At 36.9% G+C, this 18,097-nt stretch carries 14 protein-coding genes; 11 read left to right on the top strand and 3 right to left on the bottom strand.

The genetic code is table 11. The features are described 5' to 3' along the window. Positions 1-249 precede the first annotated feature (249 nt). From BN1243_RS12565 to BN1243_RS12550, 4 genes are all read left to right on the top strand, one after another. The gene (locus BN1243_RS12565) at positions 250-783 is read left to right on the top strand and encodes a hypothetical protein (RefSeq protein WP_062107314.1); all 534 of its coding nucleotides are present in this window, start codon (positions 250-252) and stop codon (positions 781-783) included. A 73-nt stretch (positions 784-856) separates the two neighbouring features. After that, the gene (locus BN1243_RS12560) at positions 857-1,537 is read left to right on the top strand and encodes an RluA family pseudouridine synthase (protein WP_062107313.1); all 681 of its coding nucleotides are present in this window, start codon (positions 857-859) and stop codon (positions 1,535-1,537) included. 18 nt (positions 1,538-1,555) lie between these two features. Next, positions 1,556-1,861, top strand: coding sequence for a late competence development ComFB family protein (locus BN1243_RS12555; protein WP_062107312.1), 306 nt, complete (start codon positions 1,556-1,558; stop codon positions 1,859-1,861). Positions 1,862-2,095: 234 nt separating this feature from the next. Beyond that, positions 2,096-2,809, top strand: coding sequence for a response regulator transcription factor (locus BN1243_RS12550; RefSeq protein WP_062107310.1), 714 nt, complete (start codon positions 2,096-2,098; stop codon positions 2,807-2,809). Here the strand turns inward: BN1243_RS12550 and BN1243_RS22120 are convergent. Then, the gene (locus BN1243_RS22120; RefSeq protein ID WP_230200193.1) at positions 2,779-2,952 is read right to left on the bottom strand and encodes an anti-repressor SinI family protein; all 174 of its coding nucleotides are present in this window, start codon (positions 2,950-2,952) and stop codon (positions 2,779-2,781) included. The two genes, BN1243_RS12550 and BN1243_RS22120, sit on opposite strands and share 31 nt — an antisense overlap. Positions 2,953-3,163: 211 nt before the next feature. Here BN1243_RS22120 and BN1243_RS12545 point away from each other — a divergent pair, with 211 nt between their 5' ends. Further along, on the top strand, positions 3,164-8,344 hold the full coding sequence (locus tag BN1243_RS12545; protein WP_062107308.1) for an ATP-binding sensor histidine kinase: 5,181 nt from the start codon (positions 3,164-3,166) through the stop codon (positions 8,342-8,344). 64 nt (positions 8,345-8,408) lie between these two features. On the opposite strand, the gene BN1243_RS12540 is transcribed toward BN1243_RS12545, so the two are convergent. Then, complete coding sequence (locus BN1243_RS12540; RefSeq protein WP_062107306.1) at positions 8,409-9,281, bottom strand: M15 family metallopeptidase; 873 nt, start codon at positions 9,279-9,281, stop codon at positions 8,409-8,411. A gap of 241 nt (positions 9,282-9,522) precedes the next feature. Here BN1243_RS12540 and BN1243_RS12535 point away from each other — a divergent pair, with 241 nt between their 5' ends. The 6 genes from BN1243_RS12535 to pgmB all read left to right on the top strand — a co-directional run bounded on the left by BN1243_RS12535 (position 9,523) and on the right by pgmB (position 16,810). After that, positions 9,523-10,485 carry a LacI family DNA-binding transcriptional regulator gene (locus BN1243_RS12535; protein WP_062107305.1) on the top strand — a complete coding sequence of 321 codons (963 nt, stop codon included), beginning with the start codon at positions 9,523-9,525 and terminating at the stop codon, positions 10,483-10,485. A 244-nt stretch (positions 10,486-10,729) separates the two neighbouring features. Next, a complete protein-coding gene (locus tag BN1243_RS12530) occupies positions 10,730-11,980 on the top strand; it encodes a sugar ABC transporter substrate-binding protein (RefSeq protein WP_062107303.1) in 1,251 nt (416 codons plus the stop codon). A 110-nt stretch (positions 11,981-12,090) separates the two neighbouring features. Next, positions 12,091-12,966, top strand: a complete 876-nt coding sequence (locus BN1243_RS12525; RefSeq protein ID WP_062107302.1) for a carbohydrate ABC transporter permease — start codon at positions 12,091-12,093, stop codon at positions 12,964-12,966. Then, positions 12,966-13,802: a carbohydrate ABC transporter permease gene (locus BN1243_RS12520; protein ID WP_062107300.1), complete on the top strand. Its 837-nt coding sequence runs from the start codon at positions 12,966-12,968 to the stop codon at positions 13,800-13,802. Before BN1243_RS12525 ends, BN1243_RS12520 begins: the two co-directional genes overlap by 1 nt. Positions 13,803-13,887: 85 nt before the next feature. After that, positions 13,888-16,161, top strand: a complete 2,274-nt coding sequence (locus tag BN1243_RS12515) for a glycoside hydrolase family 65 protein (protein WP_062107298.1) — start codon at positions 13,888-13,890, stop codon at positions 16,159-16,161. A gap of 1 nt (position 16,162) precedes the next feature. Further along, positions 16,163-16,810, top strand: coding sequence for a beta-phosphoglucomutase (gene pgmB, locus BN1243_RS12510; RefSeq protein ID WP_062107296.1), 648 nt, complete (start codon positions 16,163-16,165; stop codon positions 16,808-16,810). 453 nt (positions 16,811-17,263) lie between these two features. Here pgmB and BN1243_RS12505 read toward each other — a convergent pair whose 3' ends face one another. Continuing rightward, positions 17,264-18,043: an arylamine N-acetyltransferase family protein gene (locus BN1243_RS12505; protein ID WP_062107295.1), complete on the bottom strand. Its 780-nt coding sequence runs from the start codon at positions 18,041-18,043 to the stop codon at positions 17,264-17,266. Between the last annotated feature and the right edge of the window lie 54 nt (positions 18,044-18,097).

Here is an 18,097-nt window from a genome sequence, read left to right as displayed (position 1 = left end):
AATTCTCATTGTCTTTCATTAAAGGAATGGGGCATATTCACACTCTCTAAATGTTGGATTCTCACTATAAAAAAAGGCATGCGATACTCTCACATCGGGTTCGCATGCTTTTTTATTTAAAATTTAGGTTTCCTGAACCGTCTCTCGGAGATAAATAGATATCCTTTTAATTTTTTCAACCAAATAATGGAGAGAGAGGCTATAATGAAAAGAGGATTGGAAGAAAAATTTATCGTGTGAGGTGTTTGTATGACCCATTATGCTTATATTGCATCACATGCTCCACTTTCGACTGAATCTGTAGGATATCGGTCCATTCGAGAAAATATTTATGAATCTGAATTGGATTTTACAGGATTATGGTTTGAGGAAAACATTGATGAACAAACTAAAAAGAGATTTAACTTTTCAAAACATGTACGTCTTCGTTACCAAACACGATGCAGTTCTAATTTTCTACCAATGAATGGGAATTATAAAGCGTACAATCCTTTTTATAAGAAAATCTCTGTTTTACTATATGAATATATAATGAAGGCATTGGAGGAAAGTCCTGTCGTTATGTACTATATTTCTTTGGACAGTTATGAGGATCAGGAATTTCAAAAAAGCAGGACTGTTCACATCTCAGAAATCCAGTCACATGAAGATTTACATATAGATGATCGGGAATGTCTTCGCATTGTTAGAGATGATCCAGTTATGGACTTTTTGGATGATGAATCAGGCTTCATTTATGTGAACCATCCTGAATATGTACAAAGAGAGCTGAAGAAAGGCTAGGGTAGTGATCCAATTTTTAGTCATCATTTGTTCGTTTAACACTACTTATTTTTAAAAGGAGTCATAAATCATTTTGCAGATACCTATTTTATTCGAAGATAATCATATACTTGTTGTTGAAAAGCCCATAAATGTTCCTGTACAGGAAGACCAAACCGGTGATCCGGATTTACTAACGCTTTTAAAAGAGGACTTGAAAATTCGTTATGCCAAGCCAGGAAATGTTTATTTAGGGCTTGTTCATCGTCTTGATCGACCTGTTGGCGGCGTAATGGTATTCGCGAAAACATCGAAGGCAGCGTCCCGTTTATCGGATGCGATTCGAAGACAAGCATTTGACAAAAAATACCTAGCTGTTGTCAGGGGAATACCACCAAAAGATCAAGATAGATTAGAGCATTATTTACTAAAAGATCATCGAAAAAATCAAGTTTATTCAGTTTCCGCCGATCAAAAGCAAGCCAAAAAGGCTGTGTTGGAATACGAGGTCGTCGGTAAGGCAGAAGGTTTAAGTCTATTATCGATTCAGCTTCATACAGGAAGACCACATCAAATTAGGGTGCAGCTTTCCACCATTGGTCATCCACTTTATGGTGATCAAAAATATGGATACAAGATTAATCGACCTGGGCAACAAATTGCTCTCTGGGCACAATCACTCCAATTTGAACACCCGACAAAAAAAGAATTAGTTAAAATTGAATCCAAACCCCCAAATGCTTTTCCTTGGAATCAATGGAAGGATTTTTACTAGCTATAGGAGGATTTTTAAATGCCTGTTGAAAATGTCATGGAAAAAGTAGTACGTGATGTTCTGTTAAAACATAAGGATGAATTACATTTACCTTGTACCTGTGCACATTGTTTAGATGATATAATGGCACTTGCACTAAATCAATTACCTCCTCGATATATCGTAAATAATGAATTAAGTCCCTATGTACGAGCTTCTCATGTAGCTGATCATCAAGGTGCAACTAATATACTATTGACAGTTACAAAAGCAGCAGGAATTGTTTCTGCCAATCCGAGATGTGAATGGAATAAAACGAATGACCTAAATAAAAACAAATTTTGATTAGAAGTAAGGAGCAAGGGGGAGGACCTGTTTGCTCCTTTTTTACTTGGTAGTAAGAGTTGATTGAATGCAAATGGCAAAAGTCTTATAATTATAAATGTAAGGATAATTCTTACCACTCCGTTAGAATATACATAGTTTAGTAATATAGTCCGAAAAGAGAGAGAAAGTAAAACTTCCTTTAGCGGGAGTTTTATAGCTAGTTAATAGGGATAAAGTTTGGGGGTGACAGGTTTGATAAAGGAGAAAATCCTCATCGCTGATGATGATCCTGATATTCGTAAAGTGCTTCAGATCTATTTAACTAAAGACGGCTATCATGTTGTTGAAGCTGAAAATGGTGATACAGCCATGGCAATTTTGGAGAGAGAAAAGCCTGATCTGCTTATATTAGATGTTATGATGCCTGGGATGGATGGTTTTGAAGTATGTCGAATTGCGAGGCAAAAAAGTGATATTCCCATCATTTTTTTGAGTGCGAAAGAAGATGACATTGATAAAATTGTGGGCCTTAGTATTGGCGGGGATGATTTCGTTACAAAACCATTTAGTCCGTCTGTACTAGTGGCCAAAGTTAAGGCCCATTTACGTCGAAATCATCTCTTAGGGAAGTCTCAAATTGATCGCCAAAAAAAGCAAATGATTTCTTACCCAGGTTTGTTGATTGATCAAGAACGATATTCAGTAAAGGTAGATAATGAAGATATTCATTTATCAGTAAAGGAATATAAAATACTAAATCTCTTGGCTGCAAACCCTAATCGAGTATATACGCCAGAAGAAATCTTCCAACAGGTTTGGGATGAAGATAGTTTTGGTGACTATAGAACTGTAATGGTTCACATTAGCAATTTACGAAAAAAGATTGAAGCTGATCCAGCTAACCCAGTTTATATTATGACAGTAAGAGGGATCGGCTACCGATTTATAAGTTCAGAATCCTTATGACGTGCTTTAGATAAATAAGCACGAATCTGGTTTGTTGTTATTCCATATTTTTTAGCTGTCAAGATTAATTCTTTCCATTCTTCATCTAGATCTTTACCATAAGATTGTGTTTTGGCCAAACCTTTGTTCATAACCTGCCTCATTGTATCACTCCCAGATTTTATAAAATGGAGGAAAAAGGAACGGAGCAGCATACATTACTTGATCACAATATCTCTTTATTGGAGGATATAACATTCCGTTTTCCATAATCTTTTTCTCTACAATAACCTTACTATCTTTTGTATAAAAGGCGTTTAAAATTGTTTAAAGATTTGCTAAAGTTTTTCAATTCATTAAAAGTGAAGTGAAGTTATGAAAAGAACAACTCACATTTATTTGCCTGGGTATGATGTAGTGGAAGAAGTTGAGATGAATCGGTCGTGGCACTTTTTTAAGGCGATTCAGCATGCTTCCACGAACACATTTCTTATTAAAAAGTATGCAAAAGAACAAATAACCCCTCAAGATATAAGTGCTGCGACCTATGAATATCACATTATGGATAATCTTGATGTTAAGGGGATATTAAAGCCAGCGTCATTCAAGGTTCACGGAAATCAACCTTATCTGATTTCCAACTTTTTTAAAGCGAATTCATTAGATGCTTTATTAAAAAATACTACGATGAACATTCATAGTATGTTAAAGATTTTTATTAAGCTCACCACCATCATCAATGATCTGCACAACCGCCAGATCATCCATAAAAATTTGAATCCCAGCAATATATTGATAGACGAAAAAATAAGAGAAATTAAGATTACTGGGTTTCATCATGCTGCGTTTTTAAAGCGCGAAAACTATCAGGCACATGTAAACCCCTACTTAATGGGGAATCAAATCGGCTATATTTCGCCTGAGCAAACAGGGAGATTAGATCGTTATCTTGATTATCGGTCTGATTTATATTCATTAGGGGTCATTTTTTATGAAATGCTGACTGGTAAGATGCCATTTGATTTAACAGACCCATTAGAGCTTGTATACGCTCATATTGCGAAAACGCCAGTACCCCCGAATAAGATAAATCCACTTATCCCTAAGTTGCTGTCTGATATTGTCATGAAATTATTAGAAAAGATGCCAGAATCACGGTATCAGAGTGCGCTAGGCTTGAAAGAAGATTTGATGGAATTTGATAAAAATTATTCAACTGAAGCAGATGTGTCCTTTCCATTAGCGAAAAAAGATGCACCGCGATATTTTGAGTCAGGCGGGAAATTGTTTGGCAGGGATTCAGCGAAGGAAGAACTTATTAATGCCTTCCGAAGTAAGGTAAAAGGCTTTATTCTCATTCAAGGTATTTCAGGAGTTGGAAAGACTGCGCTAGTAAATGAAATTCAGGAGCCACTCGTACAAAACAGAGGTTATTTTATTTCTGGAAAATTTGATTTGCTTAAGCGACAAGTTCCTTATGCTCCTCTCATAGCTGCATTTAAAGATTTATTAAAACAAGTGCTGTCAGAGGGTAAGGAAAAACTAGAGGAATGGAGGGAGCGGTTACTAACTGAAGTTCCTTTACATCTACCAGTTATTTCATCCTTTTTACCTGAGATTGAATGGATTGTTGGGAAACAACCTAATATAGAAACATTATCACCAGTAGATTCACATAATCGAGTTCTTTTTGCTTTTCATAATCTAATCAATGTATTTGCTACAGAGAGGCATCCACTTGTTTTGTTTATTGATGATTTGCAGTGGGCTGATCAAGCTACTTTAGACTTGCTTCAGTATGCTTTAAAACAGAAAAAGCAATACTTTTTAGTTATTGGTGCCTATCGCCATAATGAAGTCGATTCCATTCATCCATTCCAGATTATGATCAATGAATTAAGAAAAAATGAGGTGTCATTAGTCACAATCCCGCTGTATCCACTGGAATTAGCTGATTTACATGAATGGGCACTCTATCTATTAGAATGCGAGGAAGAAGATGCGAAATATATAGCTAGATTTATGCAAAGAATCACAAACGGGAACCCCTTTTTAATCCAGCAGTTATTTCAGGCATTATATGATCATCAATTGATTGTTTTTAATGAGAAGCATATGAAGTGGACAATGGATATTAGCCAACTCCATCAACTGCCTTATCAAGAAGATATTGTTCATTATGTGACAGAACGATTTTATCGTCTTCCAGCTACGACTCGAAAACTTTTAGAAATGGCATCTTGTATTGGAAACCAGTTTGAAATTCGCATACTTAGTGCAATAAAAAATCAGAACGAACTAGAAACAGCGCAACAACTAATGAGTGCGCTTGAGGAAGGATTAATCCTTCCTCTTGATCCTCGGTATAAATGGATATACCGAGAAAAAGATATGGATAGTAAGGCTCCTCCCCTTGTCTACAAATTTTTGCACGATAGAGTCCAACAAGCAATCTATTCATCTATGTCTCTCATTGACCGAGAAAGAAGTCATTTGATTATAGGGAGGCTACTTGTTGCGTATTACAAGAAAAAAGATATCCTTGAAGATCATATATTTCATATCGTTAACCATTTAAATCAATGTAATCACCATTTGAATGGTGATGAAAAGGTCCAATTGGCAGAATGGAATACGTTGGCTGGTGAGAAGGCGAAAAAAGGGACAGCCTTTAAAGCAGCGCTTACTTTTTTTGAAATGGCATATGAACTTATTGGAGATCGGAAACAGGATCCTACATTCATCAAAATCATTCTCGGAATTGGTGAAATGGCCTACACAAATAATCAATTTGATAAAGCTGAAGAACGATTTAATCAAGCTTTGGACTTAGTTCAATCTCGAGAGGAAAAGCTGAAAATCTATAATTTAAAAATAACGCTATTCATACATCAACATCGAGTAGAGGAAGCAGTGCGTTCTGGTTTGCGAGCTTTGCATTTATTTGGTATGGAGTTAAATGAAAAGCCAAGCAAACTAGCGGTTGCAAAGGAATTCCTGCACTCTAAGTTTTTGCTGAAAAACCGTAAAGCGGACGATTTGAAAAATTTGCCGAAAATGACGGATAGTGAACAAAGATTGATTGTTCAAACCTTTATTAATATGAATGCACCTGCTTATCACGTGAATCAAAACTTGGCCACTTTATTGATGTTAAAAGCCTTTAATTTTACATTAAAACATGGAACAACTGATTCAGTGGCGCTAGTTTATAATAACTATGCCTTAATATTAAGCGCTGGTTTTCATAACTTTCATGATAGCTATGAATATGGCAAGTTAGCTCTTTATTATGCTAAAGAGAGCGGGAATGCCCAGTTATTAGGCAGGGTTAATTTTGTATATGGCAGTTTTATTAATCATTGGAAGCATCATTTAGCAGTGAGTGAAAAGGCTTTGATCCAGTCCCAACAAAACTGTTTAAAATCGGGAAATTTCCATTTAGCTGGTGCAAACAGTTCTTTTATTTGTATGACTAGCTTTCTAAAAGGTCATCGGATTCAGGAAACGAGTGAAACAATTGATCAGCAATTACAATTTACTCAGCAAATCCAATTTGATCTTTCTAAAAGATACTTGAATGAATTAAAAGGCTGGATTTCCTACTTGGATAGAAATCCGGAAATCCCAGATTGGTATAGTGATCAATTTACCGATGATGACTCGGCTGAAATTGTTCATTATTCACTCCGTTTGCAAATGTCTTATTTACTCAATGAACAAATGGTAGCAGAAGATTTAATAAAAAAGCTAAATCATTCGGTGGACCGGTCGCTAGTTCTTGTCATAGTTCCAGAATTCTATTTTTATGAAGCATTATGGCTATGTAGGATGTATGATCAAGCTGATCCAAACAAACGAAAGAATATTTTTAAGCGAATTAAATTTATTCTTAGGCTTTTTAAAAACTGGGAGAAATATGCCCCGGAAAACTATCGCCATAAATATTTCCTTATTAAAGCGGAGGAAGCTAGGATCAAAAATCAAGAAGATGAAGCTATTCGCTATTATGAAAGAGCTGTTACAGAAGCAGGGAAAAATGGGTTTAACCAAGATGAAGCTATTGCTTGTGACTGTGCTAGTCGTTTTTACTTGGAAAAAGGCTTTCCTCGCCTTGCAAAAATATCTTTATCTAGTGCGATTAAGGCATATGAAAAATGGGGGGCTTCAAGAATAGCTTTGCAACTTAGAACACGATACAGTCAACAGTTTGGTGAGTACCATGAAGAATATCCTAGAGCAAACAATATCGATACATCATCTATTGATATAAGTACAATTCTTAAGGCATCCCGAACACTTTCGGGAGAAGTTATGATGGATAAGTTAATAAAAAAGCTCTTAGATATTGTGATAAAAAATAGCGGTGCCCAACAAGGCATGTTATTTTTGAAAACGGATGATCAGCTAAAGCTGGTAGCTAAAGGAAAAGTAGATGAAGTCGTACTATTATCCGAAGAAGATCAATTTGAATATCCTCAAGACATTGTAAACTTTGTCGAGAAAAGTCTCGAACCCGTTGTCTTTCATAGTATGGAAAAAGCCGGATTGTTTGCAAATGATCGCTATATAAAAATGAACCAACCTAAATCTGTATTGTGTTTTCCGATTTTACATCAAGGGAAAATGATTGGTATTTTATTTCTTGAAAATGATAGTTTGGAAGGTGCCTTTTCGCAAGAAAGGACGGAGATATTAAATTTACTAGCATCCCAGGCAGCTGTCTCAATTGAAAATGCAAGATTATATAGTAGTTTAGAGGAAAAGGTCAATAAGCGGACAGCTCTTCTAGAATCAGCTTATGAGCAACTGGAAGAAGCAAATAGAGAATTAACTAAATCAGGGGAAATACGTCGGCAGTTTTTATCAGACATCTCCCACGATCTCCGTACACCCATTACTTCTGTGCGCGGATTTATTGAAGGGATACTGGATGGCACGATTGATCAGAAAGAAGAACAGATGTATTCTTTGGAAAGAAGTTACCAACAACTATTAACTCTAAATCAGATGATCCAGGATTTATTTGAACTAGCAAAATGGGAATCTGGAGAATTATCTTTCGAACTTGAATACATTCCGGTTAACCAATTGTATGATCATTTAAGCCAGTTAATTGGCTATGAAGTAAAAAAGGCAGGTCTTCAGTATGTTTCCCTATACTCCCTTCAAAAAAGGGAAGGGGATCCGCTGATCGAAGTAAATGTAAGGAAATTAGAACAAGTGATGCAAAATCTTGTCTCTAACGCGATTAGGTTTACAGATCAGGGGACAATTTCATTTGAGTTAGTTGCTGATGAAAACGAGCAGTATATCTCCTTTTTACTTAAAGATACGGGAACAGGAATTCCAGAGGATGAGCTACCATTTATATTTGACCGATATTATACAAAGTCAGCAGATGGAAATGGTTTAGGGCTTGCTATTTGTAAGGAAATTATTCGTTATCACAAGGGGACAATGACGGTGACAAGTAAAGAAAATGAAGGAACATGCTTCATTTTCCATCTTCCCGTTTATGTTATCCAGGATCACGAACTACTAGACTTAGTCTGAGATTTTTAGAAAAATAAAGGAACCTATGGAAAATAAAACTTCATAGGTTCGGTTCTTTCTATATCTATTCTTCTTCCCCATCTACGGGAACAGCTACTCCGAAATATTCCTCTAATGTAATATTCTTTTCAGAGAGTTCTTTTGCAATCTCTGTTCCGACATAGCGAATATGCCATGGTTCGTATTGATAGCCTGTTATATTTTCTTTTCCTTTTGGATAACGAATAATAAACCCATAGTCATGTGCATGCTCGGCTAGCCATTTTGCTTCAGGAGTGTCTGCAAAACAGTCTTGAACAGCACATTCTCCTGAGGATGTAGAAACATCCATTGTTAAACCAGTCTGATGCTCACTATGTCCGGGCCTTGCACTGTAGCGATCGGCAGCCTCTTTGCCATCTTTATCGACATAATTATTATAAAGAATGATTTGAGTAGCTTGAGAACGGTACCCAGAGGCGCCTGCTAAATAGATGCCGTCTTTCTCAGCAGCAGCAAACATCTTTTCTAGTTCCTTTGCAGCCACTTCACGCATTTGGCGCTTTTCCACCTTTTCGCTAAAGATGAATCTCACGTCAGGATAGACTAAATCATCGGGAGCATAATCATCCGGAAGTTTAAATTGCTTATTGACTAGTACGCGAATATCAGTTGGATCAGTAACAACTTCAATTGCCTTAGGCTTGGAATTATCTTTAGATGCGTTAGAATTTTTATCATCTGCTGGGGGCTTTTCCTGATTCGTGTTTTCCTCGTCCTTATTATTTTTTTCTATAGTATTGTTTTGCTGGTTTTCCGTATCTTTATTTTGATCTTCTATTTGTTCATCAGCCTTATTACCATCGTTATTCTGATTAAGAAAATTACATCCTGATTGAATAGCAATCAATAAAGTAAGGAAAAGGATAGTCGTTATCCATCTTAGTGATCGTTTCACTGTTTTGCCTCCTAAAAATTTATATAAGTATGTCTCGAAATTTGAGTTCCATCGTTCTAAGACTTTTGATTTTTTAAAAGTATATCCATTCCGAGTATAAGCGTAAGTTTTCGGTGATGCAATCCCCTGTAAGAAAACAAGCAATTGCAATTTGTATATTTTTTAATTTTGAAGTAAAATCATTTTATAAAACTGAAGTAAATTTTACAATAGATTTTACAAGGGATAATGGGGTGAAAATTTGGTAGGTCTAAAAGATATAGCTAAGGCCGCGGGTGTTTCTGTGTCAACTGTCTCAAATGTACTTAACGGCCGAAAGAATGTAGGGAAGGAAACGAAAGAACGTATTTTACAGTTATGTGAGGAAATGGGTTATCGGCCAAATATAATAGGGCAAAGCTTAAAAACGGGTCGTACTAATACGATAGTATTCAACTTTAGTAATTTTGAAAGAAGCTTTTATTTAAAAATAATTAAAGGAATTAATGATTATTTATCTGAAAATGGATTTGATTTAATAGTCTGTACGACGAATTCTAGTAAAAATTTTATGCGTAGCAATTTTACAAGAGGGGCGATTGTCCTTGATAAAGAGATGAATAACGAATTTCTCGTATCGACAGCTAAACCAGATTATCCAATTATTGTAATGGATCGGCTTATTGAAAATGATTATATAAAAAGCGTTATAACTGAAAATTATACGGTTATGGGTGAGTTTGTGCAGGCTCTGATTGATAAAGGGTATCGCAATTTCGGTTATATTGGGGGCTACGAAAGTTCTCTGGATCATCAAGAGAGATTCCAGGCTTTTCTTGATACTTTAACAGCAAATCAAATTTCTTTTCAAAGGTCTAATTATTATCATGGGGATTTTTCAGAGAAGAGCGGGTATCGTGCGGCGAACATTTTGATTTTAAGTAACAGCCTTCCAGAAATTTTAGTATGTGCCAATGATAATATGGCTATTGGCGCTTTAAAAGCTTTGAAGGAAAACGACTATAAAGTTCCCGATGATATTTCCGTAACAGGCTTTGATGATAGTAGTACGGCAGAGGCATTCGGATTAACAACAATAACAATCCCGCGCTATGAAAGTGGATATTTAGCTGCAAAAGAATTGTTAGAGATGATTCATGGTATAGGGTCTAATGAAAACTTTAAAATCACTGCCAAAATAAATTGGAGAAAAACAGTAAAATAATGTAAAAAGGGGCTGATAACTTGTTATCATGCCTTTTTTATTGGTAAGTCGAAAAAATTTCTAAAAGGATAAATATTTATTAATGTCCGTAGTATGCTAATTATTAAGGAAATTACTTGAATTATCCTATTTGTAGAGGTTTATCAAATAATGTTAAGTGGAAAATACTTCTTGACAACGCTACCAAAACTGGTTAATTTGTTAGTATAACGTTTTACTGAAAAAATCAAGAGGAGATGATAAAATGCGTAAGTTTAATAAAATGTTTACTTTAATATTTGTAATTTCCCTTGTCGCTGGATTAGCTTTGGCAGGATGTGGAACGAATAAGGATAATAAAGATGGGAATGGAAAAGAATCATCAGCTCCAACAATTACCATCTTTAATAGTAAAGTTGAGATTGTAGACCAATTAGAAGCCTTGGCTAAAGAATATACGAAAGAAACAGGAAATAAAGTGGAAATATGGGGTGCTGCCGGTGACCAATATATGCAGCAATTGCAAACAAAACTGTCGAGTAATCAAGGTCCATCTATTTTTAGCGTAACTCCAGAACACACTGAGAAGCTTAAATCCTACCTTTATGATTTAAGTAATGAAGAGTATGTTAAAAATATTGCGCCTAATATGGAATTGAAAATAGATGACAAAATTATCGGCATTCCATATGGGGTAGAAGGATATGGGATTGTTTATAACAAAGACATGGTAGACCCTAAAGATGTAACGGATTACAACTCATTTGTAAAGGTATTGGAGAAATATAATGATCAAGGCATCAATGGTTTTGGGTTGTCCCAAGAAGCTTATTTCTTAATTGGACACATCTTAAATACACCATTTGCACTCCAAGATGATCCGCTTGCCTTTTTGGAAAAGTTAAACAAAGGTGAGGTGAAAATGGCGGATACTAAGGAATTCCAAGATTTCGCTAAATTTATGGATGCTATCAAGGCTAATGCAAAAAATCCCGTAGAAATAACTTATGATGGTAATATCGGTGACTTCGCAACTGGAAAAACAGCGATGATTCACCAAGGTAACTGGGCGTACGGGATGTTTGAAGACTATGAGTTAGGTTTTGACATTGGGATGATGGCTTTCCCGCTTGAAGGAAATGATAAACTAGCAGTTGGTGTTGGAAATAACTGGGCAATTAATAGTCAGAAGGACGAAGCTGAGATTAAGGCAGCGAGCGAGTTCTTAAACTGGATGTTCACAAGTGAAACAGGAAAGCGCTATATTGTTGAGGAATTTGGATTTATTCCAGCGATGACAAATATCGAGGCAAAGGGTTTGGATCCATTATCACAGGCGGTACTAGATGCTTCGAATAGTGGTGAAACTATTCCGTGGGCAAGTAGTTATTATCCTTCAAATATTGTTGTTAACGATCTTACACCAGCAACACAAGAATTTTTCTTATCAAAAGATATGACAGGTCAGCAATTCCTCGAAAAATTAGATGCTGCTTGGGCGAACGGTGTGAAGTAGTCGATTACGATATAATATTTCGTCCCTCAACGGAGCCCATCACAAATGTAATATTTACATAAAGTGATGGGCTTTTGTTTTTATAATGAACTTGGAAAGAAGGGATTGTCTTGAATAAAGGAAAAGATAAGCTTTGGTACGCATTATTTACAGTGCCACTTTTGTTTATTTTTACAACAGTCGTCATTATCCCATTTATTATTGGGATTTATTACGCATTTTTTGATTGGGATGGTATTCCTTCTAATCCTAAGGTTTTTGTAGGTCTTGATAACTTTGTTCAAATATTTAGTGATCAACGTTTTCTTTCTTCTGCATGGAAAACTATTGAATTCACTGTATTAGCACTAGTTTCTGTGAATGTATTAGGTCTTACTTTTGCCTTACTTGTTACAACTAAATTGCGCACAACTAAAGCAGCTAGGACGATGCTTTTTATGCCTAACTTAATCGGTGGGTTAATTTTAGGTTATATATGGCAATTTATCTTTACTGATGCTTTTAAAACACTTGGAGAGTCCACAGGTCTCGGTAAAGTATTTTTCAATTGGTTATTGGATCCGAAATATGCACTTATTGCACTTGTAGTAGTTTTTACATGGCAAATGGCCGGCTATACGATGATTATCTATCTTGCTGGAATACAAGGTATCCCTAATGAATTGCTAGAAGCTGCAAGAGTAGATGGTGCCAATATGTGGCAAAGGATTACAAAAGTTATTTTTCCTTTACTTATGCCCTCCTTCACGATCTGTTTATTTTTAACACTTGGAAATGCATTTAAGATTTACGATGTAAATCTTTCTCTAACGAACGGCGGACCTGTTAACTCGACTGAGTTATTTGCGATGAATATATTTAACGAAATTTTCGGTTATAGTCATTATGGATATGGTCAAGCGAAAGCCATTTTATTCTTCATTGTTGTGGCTGCAATTACCCTGACACAGGTTTACATTACGAAGAAACGTGAGGTGGAAATGTAATGAATAGAGCGAGAAAATTCTTAGCAGAAATACTACTTTTCCTCCTCGCGCTCGTTTTTCTATCGCCCGTTTACATTATGCTAGTGAATTCTTTTAAAAATCGTGAGGAACTCTATAGTAATGCACTAGCACTTCCATCGAAGTTCAGTTTTCAATACTATAGTACGGCGATGGAAAAAATGAATTTTCTGCTTGCCTTTAAGAACTCTCTTTTTGTGACAGTTGTATCCATCATCTTTATTGTTATTCTGTCTTCTATGACTGCTTGGATGTTAGTAAGAAATGATCATGCTTTAAGTAAAATTATCTTTATGACACTTGTTGCGACGATGCTTATTCCATTTCAGACGTTAATGATGCCATTAATGCAATTTATGAATGGAATTGGCGATACACTAGGAATTCCGATGCTTAATACGCATGGCGGTTTAATTTATATGAACATTGGTTTTCATGCTGGAATGTCTGTTTTTCTTTACCACGGTTTTATTAAATCGATTCCAGTAACGTTGGAAGAAGCAGCGATGATTGACGGGGCTTCTAAGTTCGGGATCTTTTGGAGAATAATTTTTCCAATGCTTAAACCGATTACCGTTACAGTCATGATTTTGGCTGTTATCGCCATTTGGAATGACTATTTATTGCCATCGTTAACTCTTTCTGATAAAGATTTGCGAACAATTCCACTCTCTACTTTCTATTTCTTTGGAGAATTTACGATCCAATGGAATCTTGCTATGGCAGGCTTAACGATGACGATTATTCCGATCGTAATTTTCTATGCCATCTCACAAAAGTACATTATTAAAGGGATTGGAGAAGGGGCGATTAAGTAATGATCTCCAGATGAGAGAGTTATTTGCTTAGAAGCAACCAACTTGATTTAGCACTGTCAAATAATTTTCGAAAGGTATGTCGTAAATGAATAATAACTTAGTCTATGAAGTGGATGATTTCAGTCTTGATCGTGAAGAGCTAATGGTTAAAGAGACTTTATTTCATAATGCGAACGGATACTTAGGTGTCCGTTCTAACTTTGAAGAGGGCTACCCTGATGGATATGGATCCATTCGAGGAACATACATCAACGGATTTTATGATATAGCGGAGATGAAACAAGCCGAAAAGCTATATGGTTTTGTAGAAGAAAAACAAACGATTGTGAATGTTGTTGATACACAGGGGATAAAGCTTTTCATTGATGATGAAGAATTTAGTATGTTTTCTGGAAAAGTTTTAAAAAGTGTCCGTTCTTTAGATATGGAGAAAGGTGTAACAAAGAGAACGATTCTTTGGCGCTCTCCTAAAAACCATGAAGTGGAAATTGTCATAACAAGAATGACCTCTTTTAAAATATTGCCATTGTTTACGATTGAATATGAAGTGACAGCGAAGAATTTTTCTGGAGAGGTAAAGTTTATCTCCACTCATCTTGGTAATGTGCAAAATTATTTTAATCCGGATGATCCCCGTGTTGCGGCAGAAAGCTTTCAGCATATTCTAGTGGAAACAGCAGAGGAACAAGAGGGAATTTCCCTTATAGCTTCGCGGACTTCAAAGTCTCATTTACATGTTTGTTCCGCCGTGAAAAATCAATTATCGAAAGAATGCGAGTGGAAAAATGAGATCGGTGCTGATTCGGCAGAATGTGAACTGACTACAACGATTGCTGAAAATGAATCGATTAGCTTAACGAAATATACGATCGTTTGTGATTCAATTCGTTACGATGATTGCCGCGGACAAGCCTTGCAGTTAATGAAAGAGGTCGCTTCAAGACCGTTAGCTGATTTATATGAAGAACAGGAACAGTTTTTGACCGAGTATTGGGAGAACGCAAGTGTTGACGTATATGGGGATGAGGATTTACGGATTGCCACTTATTATAATCTTTATCAATTATTACAATCGGTTGGTAAAGATCGCTTTAGTAATATCGCAGCAAAAGGTCTTAGTGGAGAAGGATATGAAGGGCATTATTTTTGGGACACTGAAATGTATATCCAGCCATTCTTTTTGCTGACGCAACCTGAAATAGCTAAAAGTCTTATTCAATATAGGTATAACATCTTGGATGCGGCACGGGAACATGCTCGGATTATGGGCCATGAAAAAGGAGCGCTCTATCCATGGCGGACGATCTCTGGCCAAGAGTGTTCTGGTTATTATCCATCAGGTTCTGCCCAGTATCATATTAACGGGGACATTGCTTATTCGATTATTAATTATTATTTAGTTACAAAAGACTTAGAGTTCATTGCCGAATATGGTGCTGAAATTATATTTGAAACAGCGAGACTTTGGCTAGATGCCGGTCATTTTTACGATGGAAAGTTCATGATTCACGATGTGACAGGTCCTGATGAATATACGTGCATCGTCAATAACAATTACTACACGAACGTATTGGCTCAACATAATTTTAATTGGGCAGTGAAGTTTTATGAGCTTTTACAAGGGAGTAACGTGATCGATAAAATTAAATTGGCTGATAGGGAGATTGAAGAGTTTAAAAAGGCAGCCGAAAAGATGTATTTGCCTTATGATGCGGAATTGGATATTAATCCGCAAGATGATTCTTTCTTAAGTAAAAAAGTATGGGATTTGGAAAGTACACCAGGAGATAAATTCCCATTGCTTTTACACTATCATCCGCTTCATTTATACCGTCATCAAGTTTGTAAACAAGCAGATACGGTGTTAGCTCACTTCATATTAGAAGATGCGCAAGACATAAGTACAATTGAACATTCCTTTGATTATTATGAAAAAATTACGACGCACGATTCTTCCTTATCTACAGCGATCTTTAGCATCGTCGCATCGAAATTGAAAAGGTATGATAAAGCTTACGCTTATTTCGGAGAATCGGCCAAACTCGATTTATTCAATACGCATAAAAATACGAAGGATGGCATTCATACCGCTAATATGGGTGGAAACTATATGGCGATTGTCTATGGTTTCGGAGGCTTGCGAATTAAGGAAGACGGATTGTATTTCGCCCCTTCTTTACCAGAGAAATGGACAGGGTATCATTTTAAAGTTCACTTCGAAGATAGCGTCATTGATGTAAATGTGAGCGACCGCGCTACAACTTTCTCACTAGTCCGTGGAAGCAGCAAAACGATCCACGTATATGGTAAACCAGTTAAGCTTGAGAATCGTGTTGAAATTCCACTGGAGGGTAAATGATATGAAGTATAAATGTGCCATTTTCGATTTGGACGGCGTGCTGGTCGATACGGCAAAATATCATTATCTCGCTTGGAAAGAACTCGCGGGGAAATTGGGCTTTGAATTTACTATAGAGGACAACGAGAGACTCAAGGGAGTTTCGCGAATGACTTCTTTGGATATTTTGTTAGAAGTCGGTCATATGCAAGATCAGTTTTCTCTGGAAGAGAAGGAGAAGATGGCAACCGAAAAAAACGATCGTTACGTTGAATATATTTCGCGACTTGATGAATCGGAAATTTTAGAAGGTGTTTTGGAATTATTGCAGGAGTTGAAAGGGCGAGGAGTAAAAATCGCCCTTGGTTCCGCAAGCAAAAATGCCCCAATCATTCTAAAAAATGTCGGTCTTGAGTCGTATTTTGATGTTGTGATCGACGGAAATTCTGTTTCCAAGGCAAAACCCGATCCAGAAGTTTTTACGTTAGGAGCTGATCGATTGGGAGTTTCCTATGAAGAGTGTGCTGTTTTTGAAGATTCGCAAGCAGGACTGGAAGCCGCAAAAGTTGCCGGGATGCTGGCGATCGGTGTTGGTCGAGAAGAAGATTTAACAGATGCGGATATTGTTTATCGATCTTTGAAGGATTTTGATGTGGAGCGGTATTATTGAAGTACATACCCAAACTCATATCCCGTTCCCGTGCTTTTTTCATCGTTATGGGACATGAGAGGCCGTCCCACGTCCCAAGCACATCCTTTTTTCAATGATACGGGACATGAGAGGTGGTCTCATGTCCCATTCACATCCTTTTTTCAATGATACGGGACATGAGAGGCAGTCTCGTGTCCCAAGCACATCCTTTTTTCAATGATACGGGACATGAGAGGTGGTCTCATGTCCCATGCGCATCCTTTTTTCAATGATACGGGACATGAGAGGTGGTCTCACGTCCCAAGCACATCCATTTTTCAATGGTACGGGACATGAGAGGCAGTCTCACGTCCCAAGCACATCTTTTTATCAATGGTATGGGACATGAGAGGCGGTCTCTTTTTAGCTTATTATAGGGTAATTTCAGTCACCAAGACGTTTCTCCCATATAGCCTTTACCAGAACTACTATCTATAAAACAATTCCAAAGTGATTTTTCAAAGCTTCCTGAAACTCTTCCTCTGACTCCGGTTTAAAGGCACGAACACTGTCCTTCGTAAAAATCCGAAACTCATCGCCATTAACAGAATTCCTTCCCTCCGCAGTACGAATCGCAACCATCGGACTCTTCCTAAAAATTGACTCTGGTGCATGTTCACACCAGAAAGAAGCCATAATATAATCTTTTGGCAGTTGCGGCTCTTCTGTAAAGGAAAAGATTTCACTCCATTCGCCACGTTTCTTTTCATATAACATCCAGCCGAAATAAGGATCACGCTCTAACTTATAGATTTCATCGCCTTGCTCTTGAACAAGGCCTTCTACCATTTGAATCGGTCTTCTTGGAACGATGCCTCCAACACCGACATCGCACAAATACGATTTTCCTTTTGCTTCCACTTTTAATACATGATGACGGCGCTTAGGTGGAGTATTGGGCTCATCCCGCCAAAATCGCGCAAAGTAATCCGTTACCTTAAACCTTAGTTCTCGTAGTAACCAACTAAAAAGAGCATTTAGTTCAAAACAATATCCACCGCGGTGACGTTTCACAATTTTATCGAAGAGATCGGGCACCTCTAAAGATAAAGGTACTCCATTTAAAATATCAAAGTTTTCATAAGGTATTGTATGGAGGTGACGTTCCTGAAGCTGGGCAAGTGTCTCGGCACTTCCATCAATCGGCCCTGTATATCCTATTCGATCCAGATAAGCTTGAACATCGAGTTTTGCAGCAACTTTATTTTCCATTTCCCTCTCCCCCTTCTCTTAAATTGTAGGCAACCTTGGAGAGAAAGGAAAGTG

Origin of the sequence: Bacillus niameyensis, from assembly GCF_001375535.1 — a bacterium.
In the GTDB taxonomy this organism is placed as follows: Bacteria; Bacillota; Bacilli; order Bacillales; family Bacillaceae_C; genus Lederbergia; species Lederbergia niameyensis.
This window is presented reverse-complemented; position numbering and strand designations above follow the sequence as displayed.